This window comes from Paenibacillus sp. J22R98 (assembly GCF_059383835.1).
This window is the reverse complement of sequence record NZ_JBXENW010000016.1, coordinates 46008-68012: the sequence shown is the minus strand read 5'-3', so window position 1 is coordinate 68012 and position 22005 is coordinate 46008. Positions and strand designations below refer to the sequence as shown.

At 51.6% G+C, this 22005-nt stretch carries 17 protein-coding genes; all 17 read right to left on the bottom strand.

Annotated features, from left to right (window positions below):
- Positions 1-16 precede the first annotated feature (16 nt).
- Positions 17-1582, bottom strand: a complete 1566-nt coding sequence (locus AC50Y3_RS28825; RefSeq protein ID WP_494822147.1) for an anthranilate synthase component I family protein — start codon at positions 1580-1582, stop codon at positions 17-19.
- Positions 1583-1719: 137 nt separating this feature from the next.
- A complete protein-coding gene (locus AC50Y3_RS28820; protein ID WP_494822146.1) occupies positions 1720-2796 on the bottom strand; it encodes a Ger(x)C family spore germination protein in 1077 nt (358 codons plus the stop codon).
- A gap of 5 nt (positions 2797-2801) precedes the next feature.
- On the bottom strand, positions 2802-3914 hold the full coding sequence (locus tag AC50Y3_RS28815; RefSeq protein ID WP_494822145.1) for a GerAB/ArcD/ProY family transporter: 1113 nt from the start codon (positions 3912-3914) through the stop codon (positions 2802-2804).
- Positions 3915-3921: 7 nt separating this feature from the next.
- Entirely contained in the window at positions 3922-5247 is a 1326-nt protein-coding gene (locus AC50Y3_RS28810; RefSeq protein ID WP_494822144.1) for a spore germination protein, read from the bottom strand.
- Positions 5248-5371: 124 nt separating this feature from the next.
- The gene (gene cysK / locus AC50Y3_RS28805) at positions 5372-6310 is read right to left on the bottom strand and encodes a cysteine synthase A (RefSeq protein ID WP_494822143.1); all 939 of its coding nucleotides are present in this window, start codon (positions 6308-6310) and stop codon (positions 5372-5374) included.
- 108 nt (positions 6311-6418) lie between these two features.
- On the bottom strand, positions 6419-7387 hold the full coding sequence (locus tag AC50Y3_RS28800) for a peptidylprolyl isomerase (protein WP_494822142.1): 969 nt from the start codon (positions 7385-7387) through the stop codon (positions 6419-6421).
- A gap of 17 nt (positions 7388-7404) precedes the next feature.
- Positions 7405-8307, bottom strand: coding sequence for an Hsp33 family molecular chaperone HslO (gene hslO / locus AC50Y3_RS28795; RefSeq protein ID WP_494822141.1), 903 nt, complete (start codon positions 8305-8307; stop codon positions 7405-7407).
- A gap of 16 nt (positions 8308-8323) precedes the next feature.
- Positions 8324-9091: a type III pantothenate kinase gene (locus AC50Y3_RS28790; protein ID WP_494822140.1), complete on the bottom strand. Its 768-nt coding sequence runs from the start codon at positions 9089-9091 to the stop codon at positions 8324-8326.
- Positions 9088-9987, bottom strand: a complete 900-nt coding sequence (nadC, locus tag AC50Y3_RS28785; protein WP_494822139.1) for a carboxylating nicotinate-nucleotide diphosphorylase — start codon at positions 9985-9987, stop codon at positions 9088-9090. The genes AC50Y3_RS28790 and nadC overlap by 4 nt, the downstream gene beginning before the upstream one ends.
- The gene (gene nadB / locus AC50Y3_RS28780) at positions 9980-11596 is read right to left on the bottom strand and encodes an L-aspartate oxidase (RefSeq protein ID WP_494822138.1); all 1617 of its coding nucleotides are present in this window, start codon (positions 11594-11596) and stop codon (positions 9980-9982) included. Before nadB ends, nadC begins: the two co-directional genes overlap by 8 nt.
- Positions 11597-11637: 41 nt before the next feature.
- Positions 11638-12576 (bottom strand): quinolinate synthase NadA, encoded by a 939-nt coding sequence (nadA, locus tag AC50Y3_RS28775; RefSeq protein WP_091225489.1) that lies wholly within the window; start codon positions 12574-12576, stop codon positions 11638-11640.
- 377 nt (positions 12577-12953) lie between these two features.
- The gene (gene ftsH / locus AC50Y3_RS28770; protein ID WP_494822137.1) at positions 12954-14975 is read right to left on the bottom strand and encodes an ATP-dependent zinc metalloprotease FtsH; all 2022 of its coding nucleotides are present in this window, start codon (positions 14973-14975) and stop codon (positions 12954-12956) included.
- Between the two features lie 105 nt (positions 14976-15080).
- Positions 15081-15620: a hypoxanthine phosphoribosyltransferase gene (hpt, locus tag AC50Y3_RS28765; protein WP_210664337.1), complete on the bottom strand. Its 540-nt coding sequence runs from the start codon at positions 15618-15620 to the stop codon at positions 15081-15083.
- 52 nt (positions 15621-15672) lie between these two features.
- Positions 15673-17121: a tRNA lysidine(34) synthetase TilS gene (tilS, locus tag AC50Y3_RS28760; RefSeq protein ID WP_494822136.1), complete on the bottom strand. Its 1449-nt coding sequence runs from the start codon at positions 17119-17121 to the stop codon at positions 15673-15675.
- Positions 17122-17157: 36 nt separating this feature from the next.
- Complete coding sequence (locus AC50Y3_RS28755) at positions 17158-18096, bottom strand: protein kinase domain-containing protein (protein ID WP_494822135.1); 939 nt, start codon at positions 18094-18096, stop codon at positions 17158-17160.
- Positions 18080-18805, bottom strand: coding sequence for a vWA domain-containing protein (locus AC50Y3_RS28750; RefSeq protein ID WP_494822134.1), 726 nt, complete (start codon positions 18803-18805; stop codon positions 18080-18082). The genes AC50Y3_RS28755 and AC50Y3_RS28750 overlap by 17 nt, the downstream gene beginning before the upstream one ends.
- A 566-nt stretch (positions 18806-19371) precedes the next feature.
- On the bottom strand, positions 19372-21870 hold the full coding sequence (gene spoIIE / locus AC50Y3_RS28745; RefSeq protein ID WP_494822133.1) for a stage II sporulation protein E: 2499 nt from the start codon (positions 21868-21870) through the stop codon (positions 19372-19374).
- Positions 21871-22005 lie beyond the last annotated feature (135 nt).

Here is a 22005-nt window from a genome sequence, read left to right as displayed (position 1 = left end):
CATTTCCCCCTTTGGATTACAGCCGCGCGCGGCTTGCTTCTGCCCATTGCTCGCTGTACTCGATCGCCTTCCACAGTGCCTTGGCCTTGCTCAGTGATTCACGGTATTCACGTTCCGGATCGGAATCGATGACGATTCCGGCTCCGGCTTGAATGTGGACGACTTCATCCTTCACCGACATCGTTCTTATAATAATATTAAATTCCATATCTCCGTTGTAGTCAATCCATCCAAGAGATCCCGTGTAGGGTCCGCGCCGTGTAGGCTCCAGCTCTTCAATGATTTCCATCGTACGGATCTTAGGTGCACCTGTAATGGTGCCGCCCGGGAATGTCGCTCCAATGACATCATAAGCATCCTTGCCTGGGGCAATCCGGCCTTCAACTTGGGAGACCAAATGCATGACATGGCTGTAATATTCGATTACCATGAGCTCCGCTACATGAACGGAGCCATAGGCCGATATACGACCGAGATCATTGCGCTCCAGATCGACGAGCATGATATGCTCCGCCCGTTCTTTTTCGTTGCTTCGAAGTTCTTCCGCCATTAGGCGGTCTTCCTCTTCTGTACGTCCGCGCCGGCGTGTCCCCGCAATGGGGCGCGTAGCCAGCTTGCCATCCGAGAGTTCGACCAGCAGCTCCGGTGAAGCTGAGACGAGTTGGAAGTCCGGACAATTCAGGAATCCCATATAAGGTGAAGGGTTGAACAGTCTCAGCCATTCGTAGAGCTCTTCCGGGCTCGACTGAATCGAACGGCTTTGACGCTGGGAGAGATTCACCTGGAACACATCACCTGCCGCGATATAGCTCCGAATCCGCTCCACTGCCGCTTTGAAGGCTTCCTTGGCAAAAGGAGATGTAATCCCCTCTACCGAATCCAAGTCAATTTGAAGGGAACCGTCCTCCATAAAGCGAGTGCGTACGCTTCGAAGTGCTTCTGCCGCAGCAGCTGCTTCTCCCCGGGCAAAATCAGACCATTGTTCGGCCATATGGGCTACACGATTGGAGGCTGCTCCATACAAGGCTTCGAGCTGTTGCATGGATTCTTGCCCCGTAAGAGCGGTATGTACGGCGCAGTAAAGCTGCTCCTCTTGATGATCCACGATCCACAGCTCGTCCATCCGCATAAACAAATAATCAGGCAAACCGAGATCATCTGCAGCCTGTTCGGGAAGCCGCTCGATCGAGCGAATCACATCATAGCTCCAGAACCCTGCACAGCCGCCCATCCACTTAGGCGCTCCCGGCACCCGAGGTGCCTTACGGCCGCCCATCCAGCTGCGCACCGCTTCGAGCGGCTTCTCCTGATAGGCTGTGACACGACCATCAGCATGATCGATCGCCTCTGCTTCCATTCCTTTGCCTCGGATGACGGACGCAGGGTTAAGGCCAAGGTACGTATAACGGCCATCCTTGCCGCTCTCCAGCACGAAGGCGTGTGGCGATGCCGTCTTCCACGCAGCCTCCCAAGAAGCCGGGCGCCCTTCCCCGCTATTCAGCCGGCGTTTCGTAAGCAATGGCAGTGAAGTATAACCTTCTTCCCGCCAGTTCAACCAATCCTTAAAGGCTGTACGTTCCATATCGCAGCCCCTCACTTCCTATCCGTTCGAAAGAGCCATGTCAGCAATGGCACGCTCTCTTTGTTTGCAAGCTAGTATACCGAAATTGAGGGAAAAAGAAAAGACGGTTCGTCATCCATTTGCCATAGTGCCGATGCTTATCTGCGTTCCGAATCCACATTCACCTTCACTGTTGTCTGAACTTTCAGCAGCGGATACAGCTTATCCCACGCATCTGCTTTCCAATGACGATCCTGAGATCTTGCGATTGCCCCTAATCCGATCGGATCGATATTGCTGCGCTGCAATTGCACAATCAGCTTGTTTATCTGCTGCTCGATCGCCTGTTCAGCCTTCTTTTTCATTTGCTCGATTTCACTCGGTGAAGCCTCATCCAGCGGGCTTGTGTTGATCGGAAGAAGAGTCGCGTGAATCTGGATTCGTATCTTCATTACTTTACTGGATGCCGCCCAAACATACTTAACACGTGAATGCTCGATTTGCATGCGAAGCGACTTCTCTTGTTCATCCGTGTCATAGTAGCCATTGACCACCGACTGCTGCAGCAAGGAGAACAGCAGCATATTACGATAACCCTTTAATGAAAGGACGAAGCGGTCGTCTTTAAACAAGGCAATCCCGACCAGCTGAGCATGCGAACTTCCATCCTTGCGTATAAGAGGCAGATACGGATCCTGACCTTTGCTCGCATGCTGCCGGACGAAGGTCAACAAATTGGTTGGCGGAATGACGCCTTGGTCCTCGTTCTTAGCAAGGAGATTGTTAATACTTGTACCAGGGTCAACTTCCTTCAATGGCATTTCAAGAAGGCTTGAAGGCGAGGTCTCCGTCACTGTCAGTGACATATTTCCGGGCAAATTCAGCCTGCTTGCATAGTAGGTTAATACGCGGCCGAAAACCCCTTGCTTCGCCAGTCCTTGATCAATAAGCAGCACCTGTGTCTTCTCATCGACAAATTTGCCTCCGGTCTTAAGGGCGGCCAGATTTCGCGTCTCAATGGTAGATCTTCCTTGCGTACGAACAATCCGGCTTTCCACCTCTTCTTTCTTATAGAGCGGTATCAAATAAGTGGCTGAGATTTGATCCTTTTCCTCCTCATTCGCCTCATAAGCAATAGCATAAACAATGCTTAATTTCTCGAGTAAATCGCCTTGGCATCCAGGAAGCAGCAGAATCATCACCAGCGTCATACCGATCAGCCCTTTACGCGGCATGGTCACTAGCTCCCTTCTTTGACTGAAATCGCTTTTCCGGAACCTTTGTTTTTACGGCTGAGCAGCCCATATAGAGGGATATAGACAACTACCATAAACACCGTCAAGAGCGGCTGCCAATTTTCTAATAACTGTGTATACCGCAAAAACCAGAGGGTCATCGCCGTTGCAAGAAAAAGCAGTGCACCTAAGCACAGATGAACCATTTCCGGCCATTTGCATAGGACTGTCTTCCGAAGCAAAGATGAAACGATCCAGAGCAGCAGTGACAGAATGGGAAGCAGACGAAACAGCTGAAAGCTCACTCCAGCTTGATCGATGTTCTCGAAGAACGGAAAGGACATGATTTTGTACAGGTCAACGGTCGTCACGATGTTCGCAGACACAATTTCAATGCCAAACACACCAAGCAACAACCACAATGCCAGGAGCGTAAACGCACTATGCACGCCAATCGCCGCCCATAAAGCGTAACGTATTGAGGAGGCCTTCAGACCACTTGTATAGAGCTTGAGAAACACCAGCAGCTCAATCCCGCTAAACAAAGCTGTTCCGCTTCCCGCTGCCCCTCCCAATTGCTGTGGCTGTCCGCTCCAAAGAGGTAAAATAGATCGCGTTTCAAAATAGGGAAGCGACCCCAGGATGATCAGCACATATTCCAGCACGCGCACACAAAGGGCAATGAAGAAGAGCCCCGCAAAAACGCGGATACCGCCTTTAGCCGCCACAACCGCACAGATCATGAAGAGCACGATCACCCAGTAAGACTGGAAGTTAGGCGTCTGATAGTGATCGAGAAGGAGAACCATCTGATTGAGCATGATGCCTCCTACCAGAAGCAAAGCCGCAAGAAACAGAATCAGCAGCACGATGCCCATCGGTTTGCCAAACGCAGCGAGATGGCTCGCAAAGAAATCTTTGTTATCGCTCCCGGTCATCGCCTTTCCTAAAGGCATACATACTATGCCGATGGCGATGGCGATCGCAAGCATATACATAAAACTCGAAGTGCCTGCAAAACCGGAGATTTTGCAGGTTACGATATAATAATTCGCAGCTCCCTGAATCCCACAAGCCATATAGAAGAACTGCCATGCCGTTATGCGGTCTTGTCCCAATTCTCGTTCACCCTCTCCCCTTTAAATAACGGGATAGCGGATGTATACCGAAAAATGCCATGGGCCTGTCCAGCGAACGAACGGCGAACAGCCGGGACAGCAGCAGAAACCAAAACATGCATATGCCTGGAAGTCCCAGCAATACCGCCAGCATCAAGGAAGGTACTTTAAGAAAAAACAGCATGCCGCGCAGCTGAACCGTTGCCGAAGCCAGTGTCAGCAAGGATGAAATAGAAACCAGGACAAGCATAACATTGCTCACAATGCCCGCTTCAACAGCTGCTGTTCCAAGTACAATCCCCGCAACAATTCCTGCGCTTTGCGAGAGCTTGTTTGGAAGACGAGTTACGGCTTCCAGTTGAATGAGGACAAGGATTTCCATAAATAACGCTTCTACGAATGGGGAAAACGGCACATGGTAACGCGAAACCAACAAGGTTTCAATGATCTTGCTCGGAAACATTTGAAAGTTATAGGTGGATACCGCTACATAGAGCGGCGTCAGCATTAAAGCCAGAATAAAGCATGCCACTCGGAGAATTCGAATGAGAATGACGTAATAGCGAGGTGAAAACAAATCGGAAGCAGTCGTAAACGAATCCTCGAACGAGGTCGGCGCAATCAATGCTTTACGTGAGCCTTCCATGAGCATAACGACCTTGCCATACTCCAAAGCATGTACCGTACGCAGAGGCAGCTCTGCGAAATCATACGGCGAGAAGAAGGTACGCGTGCCGTTCGGAAGAAGCATGGCAAAGCTAGATATATCGAGCAGTGCTTTCGGATGATCGATCGATGCTTGTTCAACTTGGTAGGTTAAACGATCTGCTTCCATGACATTATCAGCCATATAGAGAATGGAAACAGGCAGCTTGCCGCTACCGAGAATGAGATTGCGAACATGCAACCGTTCGGAAACCAGGCGTCTGCGAATGAGATTCAAATTCATTTCCAGCGATTCGGTGAAGGCTTCCATTGGCCCGGATTCCGCAAACTCCTCAAGCGGAACCTCAATGCTCCGATAATTACTTTTCTTACAAGGAAAATAGAGAACATCCGGATGAGCGACACCGGCTGTTTCGATGGTTACACTGATATACCCTTGCAGCAAATACTGATGCATATCGGCACGCGTCTTAATCTCGATATTTTCGATCGGCAGGATCAGTTGCATCTCTTCGCTGGAATGGGGCTTATGGAGTTGGAGCATGGGTAAGAAGCGCTCCCGCATGATTTGCTGGTCCGCCATCGATGACAGCCATTCGATTCGGTAAGTACGCTCTTGGAGTGCGAGATGATAGGTATTCCAATCGTCGGTCTTAGGGGTCGGCACTGCTGCAACACCTCATTTTCTGCCAAGGATTTGTTTATCTTTTCCTTGAGTGGGGTGTTTTATCAAATAAAAAAGGATCCCCCTTGGAAAGGGGATCCTCTGTGCGCAAGCATAACGCTTACGATTAGTTCTCGAAGTTGAACAGCGGTGTGGACAGGTAACGTTCGCCGTTAGATGGAATAATGGCAACGACACGTTTGCCTTTACCGAGTTCTTTAGCAACCTTCAGCGCTGCGAAGATCGCTGCACCGGAGGAAATACCGCAAAGAATGCCTTCTTCTTTCGCTGCACGGCGAGCTGTTTCGAAAGCCTCGTCATTCTCAATCGTGATGACTTGGTCGTAAATCTCACGGTTCAGAATTTCAGGGATGAAGTTAGCGCCAATCCCTTGAATTTTGTGGCCGCCAGGGTTACCGCCGGAGAGCAGCGGAGAAGCAGCAGGCTCAACAGCAACTACTTTGATGCCCGGGAAGTTCTTCTTCAGGACTTCGCCTGCACCGGAAATTGTACCGCCTGTACCGATACCCGCAACGAATGCATCCAATTTGCCGTCAAGCGAGTTGATCGCTTCAACGATCTCAGGACCTGTTGTTTCACGGTGTACTTTCACGTTCGCTTGGTTCTTAAATTGTTGCGGAATGAAGTAAGAAGGATTCTCGGCTTGAAGCTCTTCTGCACGGCGAACTGCTCCGTTCATGCCTTCCGATCCCGGTGTAAGCACAAGCTCAGCACCGTAAGCGCGAAGTAGGTTGCGACGCTCAACGCTCATTGTTTCAGGCATAACAAGAATAGCTTTATAGCCTTTAGCGGCAGCTACCATTGCCAGGCCGATTCCCGTGTTACCGCTGGTTGGTTCTACAATCGTATCACCCGGTTTAAGAATACCTTGCTGTTCAGCCACTTCGATCATGCTGATTGCAATACGATCCTTAACGCTTGCGCCCGGGTTCTGGTATTCGAGCTTCACGTAAATTTCCGCGCTGTCCTCCGGTACCAAACGGTTCAAGCGGACAAGCGGTGTATCCCCAATAAGTTCAGTCACGCTTTGTACAATTCTAGCCATGAATAGTGCTCCTCCTTATTCCGACTAAATCAGTTGGTTTTACTTACATATTATCAATGAAACCCAGTAGTTGTCAATAGTCAGTTTTCGAACAAAAGGCCTATAGCTCTACCCTTTGGACGGTTTAGGCAGCACTTCCGCGTTATATTTCTGCAGGAGTGAATTCTCAACTTCCCGCAGCCCGTTCAGCTTGGACAACGCCAGCTCTCTCTTCACTTGCTCGCGTATACGGCTCTCGCTGAGCACTTCCTCCGTATGCGTTTCGAGCAACTGAATGACGGCTTGCCCCTGCTCTACTTCGATCGGCCCGGTTACTTCACCAACCGACAGCTGGTTGGCTGCTTCCAGGATGGCATCATCCGTAAACGGATCATCGGCTTCAATAAATCCTAAATCCCCGCCGCTGTCCGCCGTATCGGTATCGAGTGAATAGGTCTTTGCCATCAGGGCAAAATCTTCTCCGGATTCAAGCTGTTGCAGCAGGTCATCCGCTTCCTTCTCCGTTGCCAGCACAATCCATGCCAGATGCAGCTGCTTCCGGGGGGCGAACTGCTCCTTGTTGTCTGCTATGTAGGCATCAATCTCCGATTCGGTTACTTCTACGGAACGAAGAGCGATTTTCTCAAGCAGCAGCCGATACTCCGTATCTTCCCGAATTCCCTCAGGCGTCAAACCGAGCTGCTCTTTCATCGATGCGTAATACTGTTCCTTGCTCTCATAGCCCGTCATCATAGCTTCAAGCTCATCGTTCATTTCCGTGTCCGAGATGCTCAAATTGTAAGCTTCCGCTTCCTGCCGGGTAGCGGCGCGCACCATAAGGGTACGCAGCAGCTGATCACCGTACTGCAGTTGCAGCTCATCACTGAGCTGCTTCGCGGTAATCTGCTCATGGCCAACCTTGGCAGCAAGCGGCTCCTCCGCAGGGGCGGGGCCTTCTTGGTCTTGTGAATTATCGACCGCCGCTTGCGGATCTGCCTTGGGTGGGAGCAGAACACGGAATACCACTACGAGAGCTAAAATAATCATACAGATCGCCTGAATCAGCACAATGCTCTTCAGCACCCGGTCGTTCTTCATTATCGCTTGGCCTCCGATTATTGAATCGGTTTCGGCTTAGCCTGATCGAGCAGCATCTCAAGCTGCTGGCGGTCAAATGTGTAGATCTCGTTGCAGAAATGGCACACGACTTCAGCTTGTCCGTCTTCATCAATTAACTGTTTCAACTCATGCTCACCCATACTGATGAGCGTACGTTCTACACGTTCCATGGAGCATTGGCATTGAAAGACGACGTCAACATTGTCCATCAGCTGGATTTCGTCACCTACGACCCAGCGAAGGAGACTTTCCGGCGTTTCCCCTTGTTCAAACAGTGAGGAAATCGGCGGCAGTGCAGCAATAGCCTGTTCAAGCTTCGTAATGTTCTCTTCGGTGATACCCGGGAGCACTTGTACAATGAAACCTCCGGCATTCATAACCGTGCCATATTCATCGACAAGGACACTAAGGCCAACAACAGACGGTGTTTGCTCAGAAGTAGCGAAGTAGTACGTGAAGTCCTCCGCGAGCTCACCTGATACGATCGGAATGCTTCCGCGGTACGGTTCCTTCAGCCCCAGATCTTTAATAATGTGGATGTAACCCGTACGTCCTACTGCACCAGCCACATCCAGCTTTCCAAGCGCGTTACTTGGCAGCTGCACATCCGGGTTATCTACATAGCCGCGAACTTCGCCATTGGCATTGGCATCGACGACGATTTGGCCGACAGGTCCGTCACCTTTGACTTGAATCGTCAGCTTCTCATTTCCTTTGAGCATCGCACCCATCATGGCACCTGCCGTAGCCGTGCGTCCAAGCGCAGCCGTTGTGGTCGGCATTGTATTATGCCGTTTACGCAGCTCTTCTACCAGCCCGGTTGTCTTCACGGCAAATACGCGAAGCTGTCCGTTCCATGCGGTACCGCGTACTAAATAATCTTTATGTTCTTCACTCATGTCTATGATACCTCGTTTATTCTTGGTTTCGTTCGTAAATAATCCGTAAACCTTCAAGGGTCAGCAAAGGGTCCACTTCTTCAATGGTTTCCGATTCGGCGGCAATTAAGTCCGCCAGCCCGCCAGTTGCAATAACACGCGGCGTTACGCTGAATTCTTTGCGAATCCGATTCACGATTCCGTCCACCTGGCCGGCATAGCCGAAAATAATACCTGCTTGCATCGACGTAACCGGGTTGCGTCCGATCACACTCTTCGGTTTCACCAGTTCAATACGGGGCAGTTTAGCGGCACGCTGGTACAACGCTTCGGTTGAAATGCCGATACCCGGTACGATCGCTCCGCCCAAATAGTTGTTGCCCGCGTCAATATAATCAAAAGTCGTAGCGGTGCCGAAATCGACAACGATCAGCGGCGCGCCATATTTCTCGATGCCTGCAATGGAGTTAACGATGCGGTCCGCGCCGACCTCACGCGGATTCTCATAACGAATGTTTAGTCCGGTCTTGATGCCTGGCCCAACAATAAGCGGAGATTGGCGCATGTATTTCTGGCAAAGCTGCTCTAACGTACGCATAAGCGGCGGCACAACAGAGGAAATAATAACGCCCTCGATCAGGTCTAGCTTTACTCCTGCGATTTGAAACAAATTGTGAATCATGATTCCATACTCATCCACAGTTGCCGAACGATTGGTGCTCAGGCGCCAATGGTACAGCAGCTTGCGGGCTTGGTAGATACCCAGCACGATGTTCGTATTGCCTACGTCCACAACGACGATCATGCTGCTGGGCCTCCTTTCTTCCCATTCAAATCCAAACTAATGTCGAGCGATTGGAATGAATACGTCAGCCCACCCACGGAAATGACATCCACCCCGGTTTCCGCGATACTACGAATGGTCGTCAAATTCACACCGCCGGATGCTTCAACAATCACATGAGGCGAGCTTGCTTTGATCCGCGCCACGGCTTCACGCATAAGGTCATTCGGCATGTTGTCGAGCATAATAATATCGCTGCCGCATGCGAGTGCTTCCTCCACTTGAGCGAGTGATTCCGTCTCAACTTCGATTTTCATCGTATGAGGAATCACATGGCGAGCGGCCTTAACGGCACCTGTTATTCCACCGGAGCCTTTGATGTGATTATCCTTGATCATAACGGCGTCGTATAACCCGAAACGATGGTTAAATCCGCCGCCTACTCGAACCGCGTACTTCTCAAGCATCCGGTGACCCGGCGTTGTTTTGCGCGTATCAACCAGACGTGTAGGAAGCCCTTCGATGGCTTGGACAAAAGCACGGGTTTTGGTTGCAATGCCGGACAACCGCTGCATGAGATTCAGTGCCAGGCGCTCACCAGTCAGAATACTATGCGTGCTGCCTTCGACTTCAGCCAGTACAGTACCCTTAGTGACGGCATCACCGTCAGCAGCCAGTGGACGAAATTCCAGCGATGGGTCGACCACCTCGAAAACAAGCCCGGCAATCGGCACACCTGCCAGTATCCCATCTTCTTTCACATGAATGACGGCCTTCGAGCGCGTTCCCGCAGGAATCGTCGCCCAGCTTGTAATATCACCTGATCCAATATCTTCAGCAAGCCACGCCTTTATTTGGGCCCGCAGCGTATCAGCCGCACTGTGCCCGAACGCCGCTGCAAATTGTGCTTCATACATCCTCAATTCGCTCCTCTGCTATCCCGAACTCCCGATGGAGGACGGTATGCTTGCGCCAGAGCAGATCATTTCGCTCCGGAAAATCTTCCCGACTATGCGCGCCGCGGCTTTCTTCACGTGCCAGGGCAGACTCTGCCGTGAGCATCGCGCAGGTCAGCAGATTCGCAAACTCATATTCTTCTCGTTTCGTAATGACCGATTGAAAAATCGAACGCAGCCGTTTCAGCTCTTCAAGCCCTTTGTTCAACCCGTTAGCATCACGATTCAGCCCGACATAACGCACCATCGTCTTCTGCAGCTTGAGCCGTTTCTCGACCACCGCTTGAATCGGCGCTTCGCTCCGCTTCAGCGAATCCATGTGAACTTCTATATGACCTTCAAGCGGAGGCAGCGCATTGATGCGTTCCACAATCCGACGTCCGAATACAATAGCCTCGGATAACGAGTTGCTGGCTAACCGATTCGCGCCATGCACGCCGGTCGACGAGCATTCGCCGCAAGCAAATAACCGCCGCAAGTTGGTTTCGCCGTGCAAGTCGGTTTTAACTCCGCCCATCATATAATGCGCCGCAGGAGCTACGGGAATCCAATCCGTCGTCAAATCGAGTCCGAAATTCAAACAGAACTCATAAATGTTCGGAAACCGGTGTCTCACCATATCGGCGGATTCATGGGTCACATCAATATAAACAAAAGTCGATTTGGTCGCTTCCATCTCGCTCACAATTGCCCGCGCAACGACATCGCGCGGAGCGAGCTCAAGCTGCTCGTGGTATTTGTGCATAAACCGCTCACCGCGAATATTGCGGAGCACCGCGCCTTCACCACGCACCGCTTCCGAGATCAGGAAACGAGGCGCGCCCGGGTAACAAAGCGAGGTTGGATGAAATTGAATAAACTCCACATCTTGTATGTAAGCTCCCGCACGGTAGGCCATTGCGATTCCGTCTCCGGTAGCCACTTCAGGATTCGTCGTGTAGCGGTACAGCTGCCCTGCTCCGCCGGAGCAAAGAATTGTTGCTTTGCCGCGTACGAACAATCGCTGTCCATCCGGCTTCTGCACCAGCGCACCCACGCAAACACCGTCATCTGTAATCAGATCGATGACGAAATGATCATCCCAAACCTCAATTCGCGGATTCGCAATCGCTTTCTCCGACAACGCACGAACGATTTCGAAACCGGTCGCATCTCCGTTTGCATGCAAAATACGACGCTGACTGTGCGCACCCTCCTTGGTGAGTGCAAACTCGCCGTTCTCTTGGTCAAACTGCGTACCCATGCGGACCAGGTCCTCTACGCCCTTTGTCCCTTCATGTACGAGGACATCGACGGCTTCGTGCGAACAAAGCCCGGCGCCGGCAACAAGCGTATCCTGACGATGATAAGCCGGGGAGTCGTCCTCGGATATAACTGCTGCAATGCCGCCTTGGGCGTAACGCGTATTGCTGTCCATAAGCGACTTCTTCGTAATCATGAGCACATCATTCGTTTCACTGGCTTTAATCGCGGTAAAAAGACCGGCAATGCCGGCCCCGATCACAATGACATCTTTATGAATGACTGGAAGCCCTTCGAGTTCAACATCTACGAGATAACGTGGGATCATAAGTGCAACTTTCCTTTCTCATGGAAAGAGAGTAGCGCATGCTACTTCACTTGTAACATGCGCTCCAGGGATAGACGGGCTTGATTGGCAACCTGCTCCGGAACGTAAATTTGCGGCTGCATCGTTTCCAGACATTTAACAAGCTTCTTCAGGTTGTTTACTTTCATGTTCGGACAAACCAAGTATTTCGTTGCAAAGTGGAAGGTCTTGTTCGGGCTGTCCAGACGAAGCTGATACCCGGTTCCATCTTCTGTGCCGACGATAAACTCTTGGCAATCTGATTCTTTACAATATTTTATAATAGCCGTTGTACTGCCCACGAAATCGCCTAATGCTACCACCTCAGGGCGGCATTCCGGGTGAACCACGAACTGAGCATTCGGATATTTCGCTTTCATTTCTTCTACATCTTTGACGGTCAGCATGTCATGCGTGTTGCAGTAGCCTTCCCAGATAATCATTTTTTTGTCAGTCTTTTGCTGCACGTAATGTCCCAGATTCTTATCCGGTACCCAAATAATTTCGTCGGAATCGACCGAATTCACGACACGCACGGCATTAGCGGACGTACAGCAAATATCGGTTTCCGCTTTGATTTCCGCGGAGGAGTTAATGTAAGTGACTACTTTCGCATTCGGATGCTGAGCTTTCAGCTTCCGCAAGCCATCAACGTTGACCATGTCGGCCATCGGACAGCCGGCACGCTCGTCGGGGATGATAACCGTTTTGTTCGGTGCCAGAATCTTAGCGCTTTCGCCCATGAAATGAACCCCGCAGAATACGATTACATCTGCATCCGTTTCCGCTGCCTTCTGCGCAAGCAGGAAGGAGTCTCCGCGGAAATCCGCCACCTCTTGAATTTCATCACGCTGATAATAATGCGCAAGTATAATGGCGTTACGTTCCTTCTTCAATTGCAACAATCGTTCCCGTAATTCGCGGTTTTGTTCCGCTTTCCTTTCGAGAGCCAATGCTTCCATAGCTAAATTCCCCTCTTTTCACTAACTTTGTGAACTGATGCACAAACTTGGCTATTCGTTCACCCTTATTTATCGAAAATGCTGTTATTCCGCTGTGTGATTCATAATCCTTATCATGCCCATGTCGCAAGCCGCTTGATTCGCAAGAGCCTTTACAAGGGATTAACCTTAAATTTACACAAGGTAGTGTACGCTGTCAACAGACAAAAGAGGCCGTTTTAGCCGATCTAAGGAAGGTTTTCGCATGTAAGGAAGTTACTAAGCCCACTAGCTTACCCGTCCTCCCACTATAGCGTTAAAGCGTCTGCCCGCAAAAAAGGCTGCCCGCGCAGTCGCCTGCGATCGGACAGCCTTTGAGGACTATCAACTTCTATTCTTTAGGACTTCGGTGTACCGTCGTCGTCGTCGTTTTCTCTGTTGTCCGGGTCAATTGGAGGTGTCAATTCGCCTGGCTCCTTCGAACCGATACGAACCTTCACGCCGCCAATCGTATCGATAATCGGCTCTGCTTTAGGCTCAGCGGAAACGATGTTTGAACCGCCTTCGCTCGCGCCGCCTTCTGTAGCTCCGCCCTCGATCAGACGTTTGATTTGCTCAATCTCCAACGTTTCTTCGGTAAGGAGCGTTTGTGCAATAAGATGCATTTCTTTGCTCTTCTCCGTAAGAAGCTGTTTCGCACGAGCATAGCAGTCTTGAATGAAGCTCTGCATCTCTTGGTCAATTTCATAAGCGATGGCATCGGAGTAGTTCTGCTCATGTCCAATGTCACGGCCCAAGAAAACTTGGCCTTGCGAGCTGCTGCCGAACTGCATCGGTCCAAGCTTGTCGCTCATCCCGTACTCCATAATCATCGCACGAACAATGCTCGTCGCTGATTTGAAGTCGCTGTAAGCGCCAGTGCCGATTTCGCCGATATAGATCTCTTCCGCTACGCGGCCGGCGAGCAATCCTGTTACTTTATCGAGCAATTCCTGCTTCGTCGTCAGCATGCGGTCGCCATCTTTAGGAAGCATGATGACGTAGCCGCCTGCGCGTCCGCGCGGGATAATCGTTACTTTGTGAACCTGATCCGCATGCTCGAGGAAGTAGCCGGCAATCGTATGGCCCGCTTCATGATACGCAACGATCCGTTTCTCGCGGTCGCTGATCACGCGGCTGCGTTTCTCTGTACCGACGATAACGCGGTCAATCGCTTCGTCCACTTCGTTCATTGCGATTTCTTTCTTGTTGCGGCGAGCGGCAAGAAGGGCTGCTTCGTTAAGCAGGTTCTCCAGATCCGCACCGGTAAAGCCTGTTGTCCGCTTCGCGATAACATCGAGTTTAACGTCTTTGTTAAGCGGCTTATTGCGTGCATGCACTTTCAGTACAGCTTCGCGGCCTTTCACATCCGGACGGTCAACCGTAATTTGACGGTCGAAACGACCTGGACGAAGAAGGGCAGGGTCGAGAATATCCGGACGGTTGGTTGCCGCCACGATAATAATACCTTCGTTAGCGCCGAAACCGTCCATTTCAACGAGGAGCTGATTGAGCGTTTGTTCGCGCTCATCATGTCCACCGCCGAGACCGGCGCCGCGCTGACGTCCAACGGCATCGATTTCATCGATAAAGATGATACAAGGCGCGTTCTTCTTCGCGTTCTCGAACAAGTCACGAACACGGGAAGCACCGACACCGACGAACATTTCAACGAAGTCCGAACCGGAGATACTGAAGAACGGTACGCCTGCTTCGCCTGCAACGGCACGAGCAAGCAACGTTTTACCAGTACCCGGAGGGCCCACTAGCAGTACCCCTTTCGGAATACGAGCGCCTACGGCTGCGAATTTACGCGGATCCTTCAAGAACTCGACAACCTCGACGAGCTCTTGCTTCTCCTCGTCGGCGCCTGCCACGTCCTCGAACGTTACGCGTTTCTTCTCTTCGTTGTACAATCTGGCACGGCTCTTGCCAAAGTTCATCACTTTGCCGCCGCCGCCTTGCGCCTGATTGATCAGGAAGAAGAACAAAATAAAGATGATCACGAATGGAATGATGGAGGTCAAGAAGGTGAGCCAGATGCTCTGTCCTTCCATCGGCTTTACTTCCATTGCGAATTTGTTTTTTAGCTGCGCGTCGGTAATTTCTTTAACGACAAATTCCTCAACGCTGGCATGAGTGTAGAATTGGGCTGAATCCGAACTTTCCGGTTTGTTCTTGTACTCACCGGTAATTAGGTAAGAGTAGCCGTCGAACTGAAGCTCAACTTGCTTCACGTTGTCACTGCCCAGCTCCTGCCTAAATTGATCGTAACGGATTTCAGTGGTGGAGTCATTTTGGCTGCTGATAAATTGGAAGATCCCGACGGTCACCAAAAAAATAATCAAATAAAAGCCAGTATTGCGGATGATCCGATTCATCCCCTACCTCCTCTCAAGACGCAAAAAATAAGATGACCTTGCACGATAAGCCCCCGTGTGCGGGAGCTTTCGATACATGGCTGAATGCATGGACTGTCTTAACCCTTACTTCTCGTAAACCTCAGGCTTCAAAATGCCGATAATCGGCAAGTTGCGGTACTTCTCCGCATAATCAAGCCCGTACCCGACCACAAATGCATCCGGCAGTACAAATCCTTTATAGTCCGCTTCCAATTCCACCTTGCGGCCTGTCGGCTTATCAAACAGCGTAACAAGCGTGATGGACTTGGCGTTGCGGCGCTCCAGCACATCGATGAGATAGCTGAGCGTTAGCCCACTGTCGATAATATCTTCAACAATGAGTACGTCTCGGCCTTGCACCGACGTGTCAAGGTCCTTGATAATTTTCACTACACCGCTTGTTTTGGTCGATTGTCCATAGCTGGAAACCGCCATAAAATCAAGCTCAACCGGGATCGTGATGGTCTTAACCAAGTCAGCCATAAAAATAAAAGCGCCTTTAAGTACGCAGATGACGAGTGGATTACGCCCCTCGAATTCGCGGCTAATGGTATCGCCCAGCTCTTTTACTTTCTGCTGAATTTGGTCTGCGTCGTAAAGTACTTCTTGAATGTCGTTCAGCAACACGGGCCCTCCTAAATGGTTCTTGCCTATACTATGAATGGATCAGTGCATCTTATTCAAGTTGGTTCAGTGCGGAAGCATCAAGGTTTACCCGCATCATCATTCTGATAACACGGCTTGTCGTTTCCATCACCTGAGCATGTCTTGATCTTCGAATGCCCGGGATCCAAAGCACGGTTCCGTTAGCGTCGACAACGATCGGCATCACCTCACGACGTGAGGGTGCGACGCGTTCATCAACGAACATATCTTGTACCTTTTTGGTACCATTTAAACCAAGCACTTGCATTCGGTCACCTGGACGGCGATTTCGAACCGTGAGCGGGAATTCCAAGGCGTCGGCATCAAACAGCGCTTCATGTCGATTATGGGGTCTGGGCGCATCAACCTCGGCCCATTCCTCAAGCGACAATTCCGCTTCCGCCATCGGCAAAGCCAGGCGTACCGTATCTTGGGTTACAACATAAGCATATCCGCTGCGCTCGGGAGCCATTCTCCCCTTATTCGCATAGGTGAACACTAAATTGTCGTACTCACGCAGAAATCGAACACCGCTGCCAACATCGAAGCTCCACGTTGTGGCTGCGCCATCAGAGGCCGCAATCCTTATCGTTTCTATGCTTTCAAATGAAGTGGTTTCCGTTTCCAAGCCAATATAACTCAATATTAGTTTAATCAATCTCCTTTGTAAAGCGACATGCAGGCCAAGCAGCGCTTTGCGGGTCAATTGGCATCCTTCGCTGTGAGGCGCGATATGGCGCTCAAAAATTGCCTTAGTTTCTTGCTCCAGCCAATCGTCTTCAGCCGATGCAAGCTCCGCCAATCGGACAAGCGACTGGGAAAACTGCGGGTTAAACGACGCCAAGTAAGGCAGAACGTCCAAGCGGACCACGTTGCGAAAATAATACTTCTGCCCATTGCTGCTATCTTGACTGAACGGGATCGCCCACTGTTCACAGTAACGCAGGATGTCTGCCTTGTATGTACGCAAAAGCGGCCGAATAAGTTCCACGTTTTTTTCTTTTCGCCGAATTGCAATTCCTGCGAGCCCACCGGGCCCGGTTCCGCGAACCACTCGCATCAGCACCGTTTCGGCTTGATCATCCGCATGGTGGGCGAGCGCAATGCGCGCGGCGCCGTATGTATGAGCGACTTGATGCAAGAATGCGTACCGCTTCTCGCGGGCCGCCGCCTGCGCATTCATTCTTGTTTCTTCTATATAAACAGGCAAATTAAAAAGCGCCGTTTCGCAAGGAATGCCGAGCAGCGCTGCGTATTGTCTCACGGATTCTGCTTCCCGCGCCGATTCCTCGCCGCGAAAGCCATGGTCCACGTGAGCGGCAACCAAAGTAAGCCGCTCTTGTTCGGACAGTCGGTGAAGCGCATGGAGTAAAGCCATGGAATCCGGTCCGCCGGATACCGCGACGACGACCGTCTCCCCCGGCAGCCACAGCTGCTCTTCCCGGGCCAGTCCGGACAGCTCGCTCAGCCAATCCTCCACTTCCCTCATCCTCCCCATGTTGCTCGATTGTGATTCTTATGATGCGCCGCGCAGCAGCCAATAAATCGTAGTTGCCAGCACAGCGGCCGAAGCGGCGAACAGCCCTTTCATCCAGCGAGGCGCCAGCGCGGACACCGAATTGGCTGCCCCTGAGCGATGCATCCACTGCTGCCATGCTGCAGCCGCTTCGCGGGCGCTGGCAAATTCCCCGTAGAGCGCCTTGCGCAGCCAACTGCTGAGCGGCTTCAACACGGCGCTGGTCGCAGCGAGCTTCGCCAGCTCGTCCGGCGTTCGCGTTTGCGGCAGCAGGCCGGCAGATAGCTGCGCAAGCCGGCGGCTTTCATGCAGCTGAATGCAAAGCACCGCAAACGAGAACAAATCATACTTTGCATCTGCCGTACGCGTCCCCGCATTCCAGTAACCCCGGTCGTAAATCTCCGTAAACTGCCGTACGCCTTTGCCATAAGCAGTAGCGCCGCCGTAGTCCACGAGCTCCGGCCGACCATAATCGCCGACAAGGACGTTCTCCACCTTCAAGTCCCCGAACGTCCAGCCCGCTTCATTCAGCTCTGCGATTCGGCCAAGCAGATTGAAGGCAACAACAGGAAACCATTCCTTCCCTTGTTTACCCAAATAATCGGCAAGCGTCATCCCTTTAATATATCGCATGACATAGAAAGGATGTTCCTTGCCATCGGCTCCGCGGAAATCATCCACATCGACAAGGAAGAGACCTCCCTTAGCGCCGCGCTTTTGTTTCTGCTTCGCGATCGTTTGCAAGACATTGACTTCCGATTGCAAATCTACCGTATCCGAACCGATCTTAAGCGCGAACAGCTCACGCTGCCGCTCGACCAGAAATACTTTGCCATTGGCTCCTTCACCGAGCAGCCGTTCCACGCGATAACTGCCCTGCTTCCACTTGCCGCGAATGATTGTGCCGCGCGGAAGTGTCCATTCAAACGACGTAGTCACTCATCATCCCGTCCGTTTCATCATTCTTCCTACTACCATAATCGGCTTTTTGATAAAAATCAATGACATGCACGATCGCGGGACCTGTTGGTGTCGTCCCTCTCATCTGCAGCCGCGGGAATAAAGAATGAACGCCGTTTATATTGCTCGTCCAATCCAGATCAAGCTTGCAGTCCTCACCATAGGCGGAGCCGGGAAAATGAAACACGGCAATCTCGCTGCCCCCCTGTCTCGATTGTAAGCTGATAGCCAGATCGCGAATCGCCTCTTCAACCGCGTGCAGCTTCGGTTTCATGCTGGCGCTGGCGTCAATTAACAGCGCAACGCGCAGCTTGCTCGTTTCACTCAGCTCGTCGATGACGCGTACGACTTCTCCCCGCTTCTCCGGCGGAAGCTCCTCGATAGAAGACGTGCCAAGCACCTGCTTCAGCTCCCGTTGAACGGCCTGCTGAATCGTCTGTACGACGGTCTTGCGCGTCAGCATTTGAACCGTCTGCGAGAGCTGCCGTGTATGCGATAATCGGCTCAGACCACCGCCCGCCCGGGCAATCTCTTCAATTTCGTTCGTGCCAAATTCGGCGAGATCGCCTTGATCCACAACGCCGACAACATTCACTGTGATCCCCACTGCGTGCGCCTGCGCAGCCGCAATAACCGGGCTTACGCCAACATTGGAACAGCCATCCGTTACTAATAGAATCTGCCTCATCGTCATTCCCCCAAAACCTTGGAATCTACTGCCGGATGCAACCAACCTGTACCTATCGTCCAAACAGGCTTCATCCCTAGTACCAGCTCTATCAGCATTGCCATATTTGAGAGGGGATAACCCTGTTTTATTGAGTCGCTAGGCCCAGAGGGACATTCCAGTCCTCGGTTTAAACGCAAAAAGAAGCCTGCCGGCCGGACAGGCTTCTTCCATCTTCTATTTAAATAGCTATGGATCTTTAATAATCGCCGTTCCACGCTTATGCTGCCTCAATGCCCGTACTCGCTCCTGCTGTTGCCGCCCTCGGTTAAATTGTCCGTTTCGTATGTTGTTCATCAAATCGGCTCACCGTCCCTATATTGCTCAACCTGGCTCTACCAGATTGGCGGAGTGCAGCCCGCACAGGCTGATGTCTGTTATTCTAGTGATGACAATCCATCTATCTATTCCGACCGCTTATTGATCATTAATAATTGCCGGTGCACGCTTCATTAAAGAAGGGTGCCGTATGCGTTTCCGCTGCTTGCGCCTTTGGAGTAGTTGCTGGATCCATCTCATGTACATGGTTAGCTCACCGTCCTTGGTCGCTCGACCTTGGTCACGCCAGGCCAGCGGAATGTAGCCCACTCGGGCTGATGCTTGTCTACTCTCGCGACGACAACCGTCATATCATCCACAATGTCGCCTTTGTGGTACCGCACGACTGTTTCCAGCAGTCCATCGGCAATTTCCTGCGGATCGTCGGATCGAATCTCTTGAATGACCCGCTTCATCCACATTTCCTTATTTACGGCATGCCCCGGCGCGTCATAGATGCCGTCGGTCATCATAATGAGCGTATCTCCGGGCTGCAGCTGCACGCGAATAAGATCTATGTCAATGTCCTGCAAAATCCCTACCGGCAAATTGTTGGCCGTGATCGGAATCACTTCGTTCCCGCGCTTAATGAAGCTGGGCGTTGATCCGATTTTCATAAAAGTCGTCTTCGCGGAGTACATGTCGATGAGTGCGACATCGACGGTTGCAAATATCTCATCCGAAGAACGCAGCAGCAGAATGGAGTTAACCGACTTGATGGCAAGCTTCTCATCCATCCCGGATTGCAGAAGCTGCTGTAAAATCGTCAAAGCAGTGCTGCTCTCCTGCTTTGCGCGCTCCCCATTTCCCATTCCATCGCTGATCGCGACGGCAAATTTGCCATTGCCAAGCTCCACCGTACTAAAGCTGTCTCCCGACAGCAGATCGCCTCCCTTGGCGAGTCCGGCGACACCCGTTTCAATCTCAAACGCTTTGGCCGTCCCGAAAACAACCTGCGCAGCACTTCCCTTCTTCTCCGGGTAAGTCTCCGACATAACGGCAATCGGCTCGCCTAGAATATCGGATAACAGCGGCGCGATGATTTTGCGGCATTCATCGTAGCCGCGGCCAAACGTATGGTACACCTCAATTTCAACGTTTCCCTCCTCCAAATTAATAATTTCAATGCCTTGTATCGATAAACCGAGTCCTTCCAGCGCCTCCCGGATTTGTTCTTCCTGTAAATGCAGCTGCTGCCCTTCCCGCTGAATTTCGCGCGCCAAGTCATCCATGACTTGAGAAACGCCGGACAGCTGTTCTGCGACAAGCTGCCGAGAATCGTTCAGCTGCTTTCGCCAATGCCGATCATGCTGATACAACTCATGCTGCTGCTGCATAACGCTAAGCACTTGATGCGGCTTCACGCAATGCATGCTCCACTCCCTCGGCACCTCCTTCGGCCCCAAACGGCGCCCTTCTTCTACGGTTGTCATCATACTTGTCATCATCTTGTACGTATCATAGAATCGCCCCTCCCAGCAAAGCTCCCGCTTGTGGCAGGCATTGCATGTTCGCTCTGCGGCCGCATTCATGAAATGGCCCGCAGCTTCTTCTCTCCTCTCCTTCTCCGTGGCCTCATGGCCAAGCTGCCCAAAACTGCGGGAAAGCTGGCGAAACACTTCGGAGAACTGGGTTACGCGCTGCGCCGTGACATCTCGGACGCGCCTTGCATATTCATGCTGCGATTTCACATGTTCCTGCGTGCCGGGCACATATTTAGAGATGATACGAATAATCGATTTTGGGGTAAGCATGAGCATAGTGGCTGCAACGACCGACTCCCACGTCGAGGCCATCACATCTGCCTGATTACCGACATAAATGGATAGAATCGAAGCGCCAAGCAGCATGCCGAAGGCTACGGCCATTTTGCCGCCTTCACGAAGCAGCCCGGCAAGCAAGCCGGCAAAAGCCAGCAAGCTCATCTGCACAATCGCATTGGTATCGGCCAAACTGAGAATGAGACCGGCGACGACACCCACGGAAGCGCCAAGGGGTGCGCCGCCTACAAGCGCAAAGAGCAGCAGCATAAACCTCGACATGATGTGTTCAACGGACATGCCGTATATCGTCCAGCCAACAGCCCCAGTCATAATGGATGCAAGCATAATCATTAGACAAATGATCTCCTCGTTTTTCAGCGCCGAGGATTTCTTCGTCAGCGTCAGCACCGGTATCGCTTGGACGAATACCAGCGTCAGGACGAAGGCAAGTGATGCCTCTACGCCAACCATCATCAGCTCATACCAGCTCAGCGTGTCCGTCGTCACAACACCGAACAATCGGACCAGCATGGTAGCTAGGAATACGAGCAGAGGCGCATACGATAGTTCCGCTCGTTCATATGCTTCAAGTCCCCTCAGCAATAAGTAAACGACGGCCAGCTCCATAGCAATCCACATCGGTTCCGGTGCGATCGCGAGCCAGCTGCCTGCAACTATTGAAGCCGCAACCGGAAGCAGCAGATCTCGGCGCAGAAAGAAAATGACTGTAAAGTAAGCCACTGCAAACGGAGTCAGCGACTCCAAGATGACAGCTCGTCCGAGCAGAAACCCGACAGCCATCAGCGCAAACGTCCATTTCCGCGAAGTCAGCAACCCTGCCAAGCGAAGCAAGCCGGTTCGTTCCATTCCTCTCCTAAGGGTTGATTGGACGAAGCTTGTTTTCTGTACACCTGGGAACATGACAACTTTAGGTTTGTCCACCATGCTTGATGACACCGCCTTATTCAAAATTTGTATCCCCATTATAGGATCACGATTTTAGAAATGTTTGTCAGAAAGCGTTGTCATGGTAAAAGTTTTTTCCGACATTTTCACGCGTCGTGGGCGGCCCTCTGTCGG

Excerpts from the sequence above, each read along its gene's own strand:
- AC50Y3_RS28825 (WP_494822147.1), bottom strand. The coding sequence starts at position 1,582 with ATGGAACGTACAGCCTTTAAGGATTGGTTGAACTGGCGGGAAGAAGGT.
- AC50Y3_RS28820 (WP_494822146.1), bottom strand. The coding sequence starts at position 2,796 with ATGCCGCGTAAAGGGCTGATCGGTATGACGCTGGTGATGATTCTGCTG.
- cysK (WP_494822143.1), bottom strand. The coding sequence starts at position 6,310 with ATGGCTAGAATTGTACAAAGCGTGACTGAACTTATTGGGGATACACCG.
- AC50Y3_RS28800 (WP_494822142.1), bottom strand. The coding sequence starts at position 7,387 with ATGAAGAACGACCGGGTGCTGAAGAGCATTGTGCTGATTCAGGCGATC.
- hslO (WP_494822141.1), bottom strand. The coding sequence starts at position 8,307 with ATGAGTGAAGAACATAAAGATTATTTAGTACGCGGTACCGCATGGAAC.
- AC50Y3_RS28790 (WP_494822140.1), bottom strand. The coding sequence starts at position 9,091 with ATGATCGTCGTTGTGGACGTAGGCAATACGAACATCGTGCTGGGTATC.
- nadC (WP_494822139.1), bottom strand. The coding sequence starts at position 9,987 with ATGTATGAAGCACAATTTGCAGCGGCGTTCGGGCACAGTGCGGCTGAT.
- nadB (WP_494822138.1), bottom strand. The coding sequence starts at position 11,596 with ATGATCCCACGTTATCTCGTAGATGTTGAACTCGAAGGGCTTCCAGTC.
- nadA (WP_091225489.1), bottom strand. The coding sequence starts at position 12,576 with ATGGAAGCATTGGCTCTCGAAAGGAAAGCGGAACAAAACCGCGAATTA.
- ftsH (WP_494822137.1), bottom strand. The coding sequence starts at position 14,975 with ATGAATCGGATCATCCGCAATACTGGCTTTTATTTGATTATTTTTTTG.
- AC50Y3_RS28750 (WP_494822134.1), bottom strand. The coding sequence starts at position 18,805 with ATGAGGCAGATTCTATTAGTAACGGATGGCTGTTCCAATGTTGGCGTA.
- spoIIE (WP_494822133.1), bottom strand. The coding sequence starts at position 21,870 with ATGGTGGACAAACCTAAAGTTGTCATGTTCCCAGGTGTACAGAAAACA.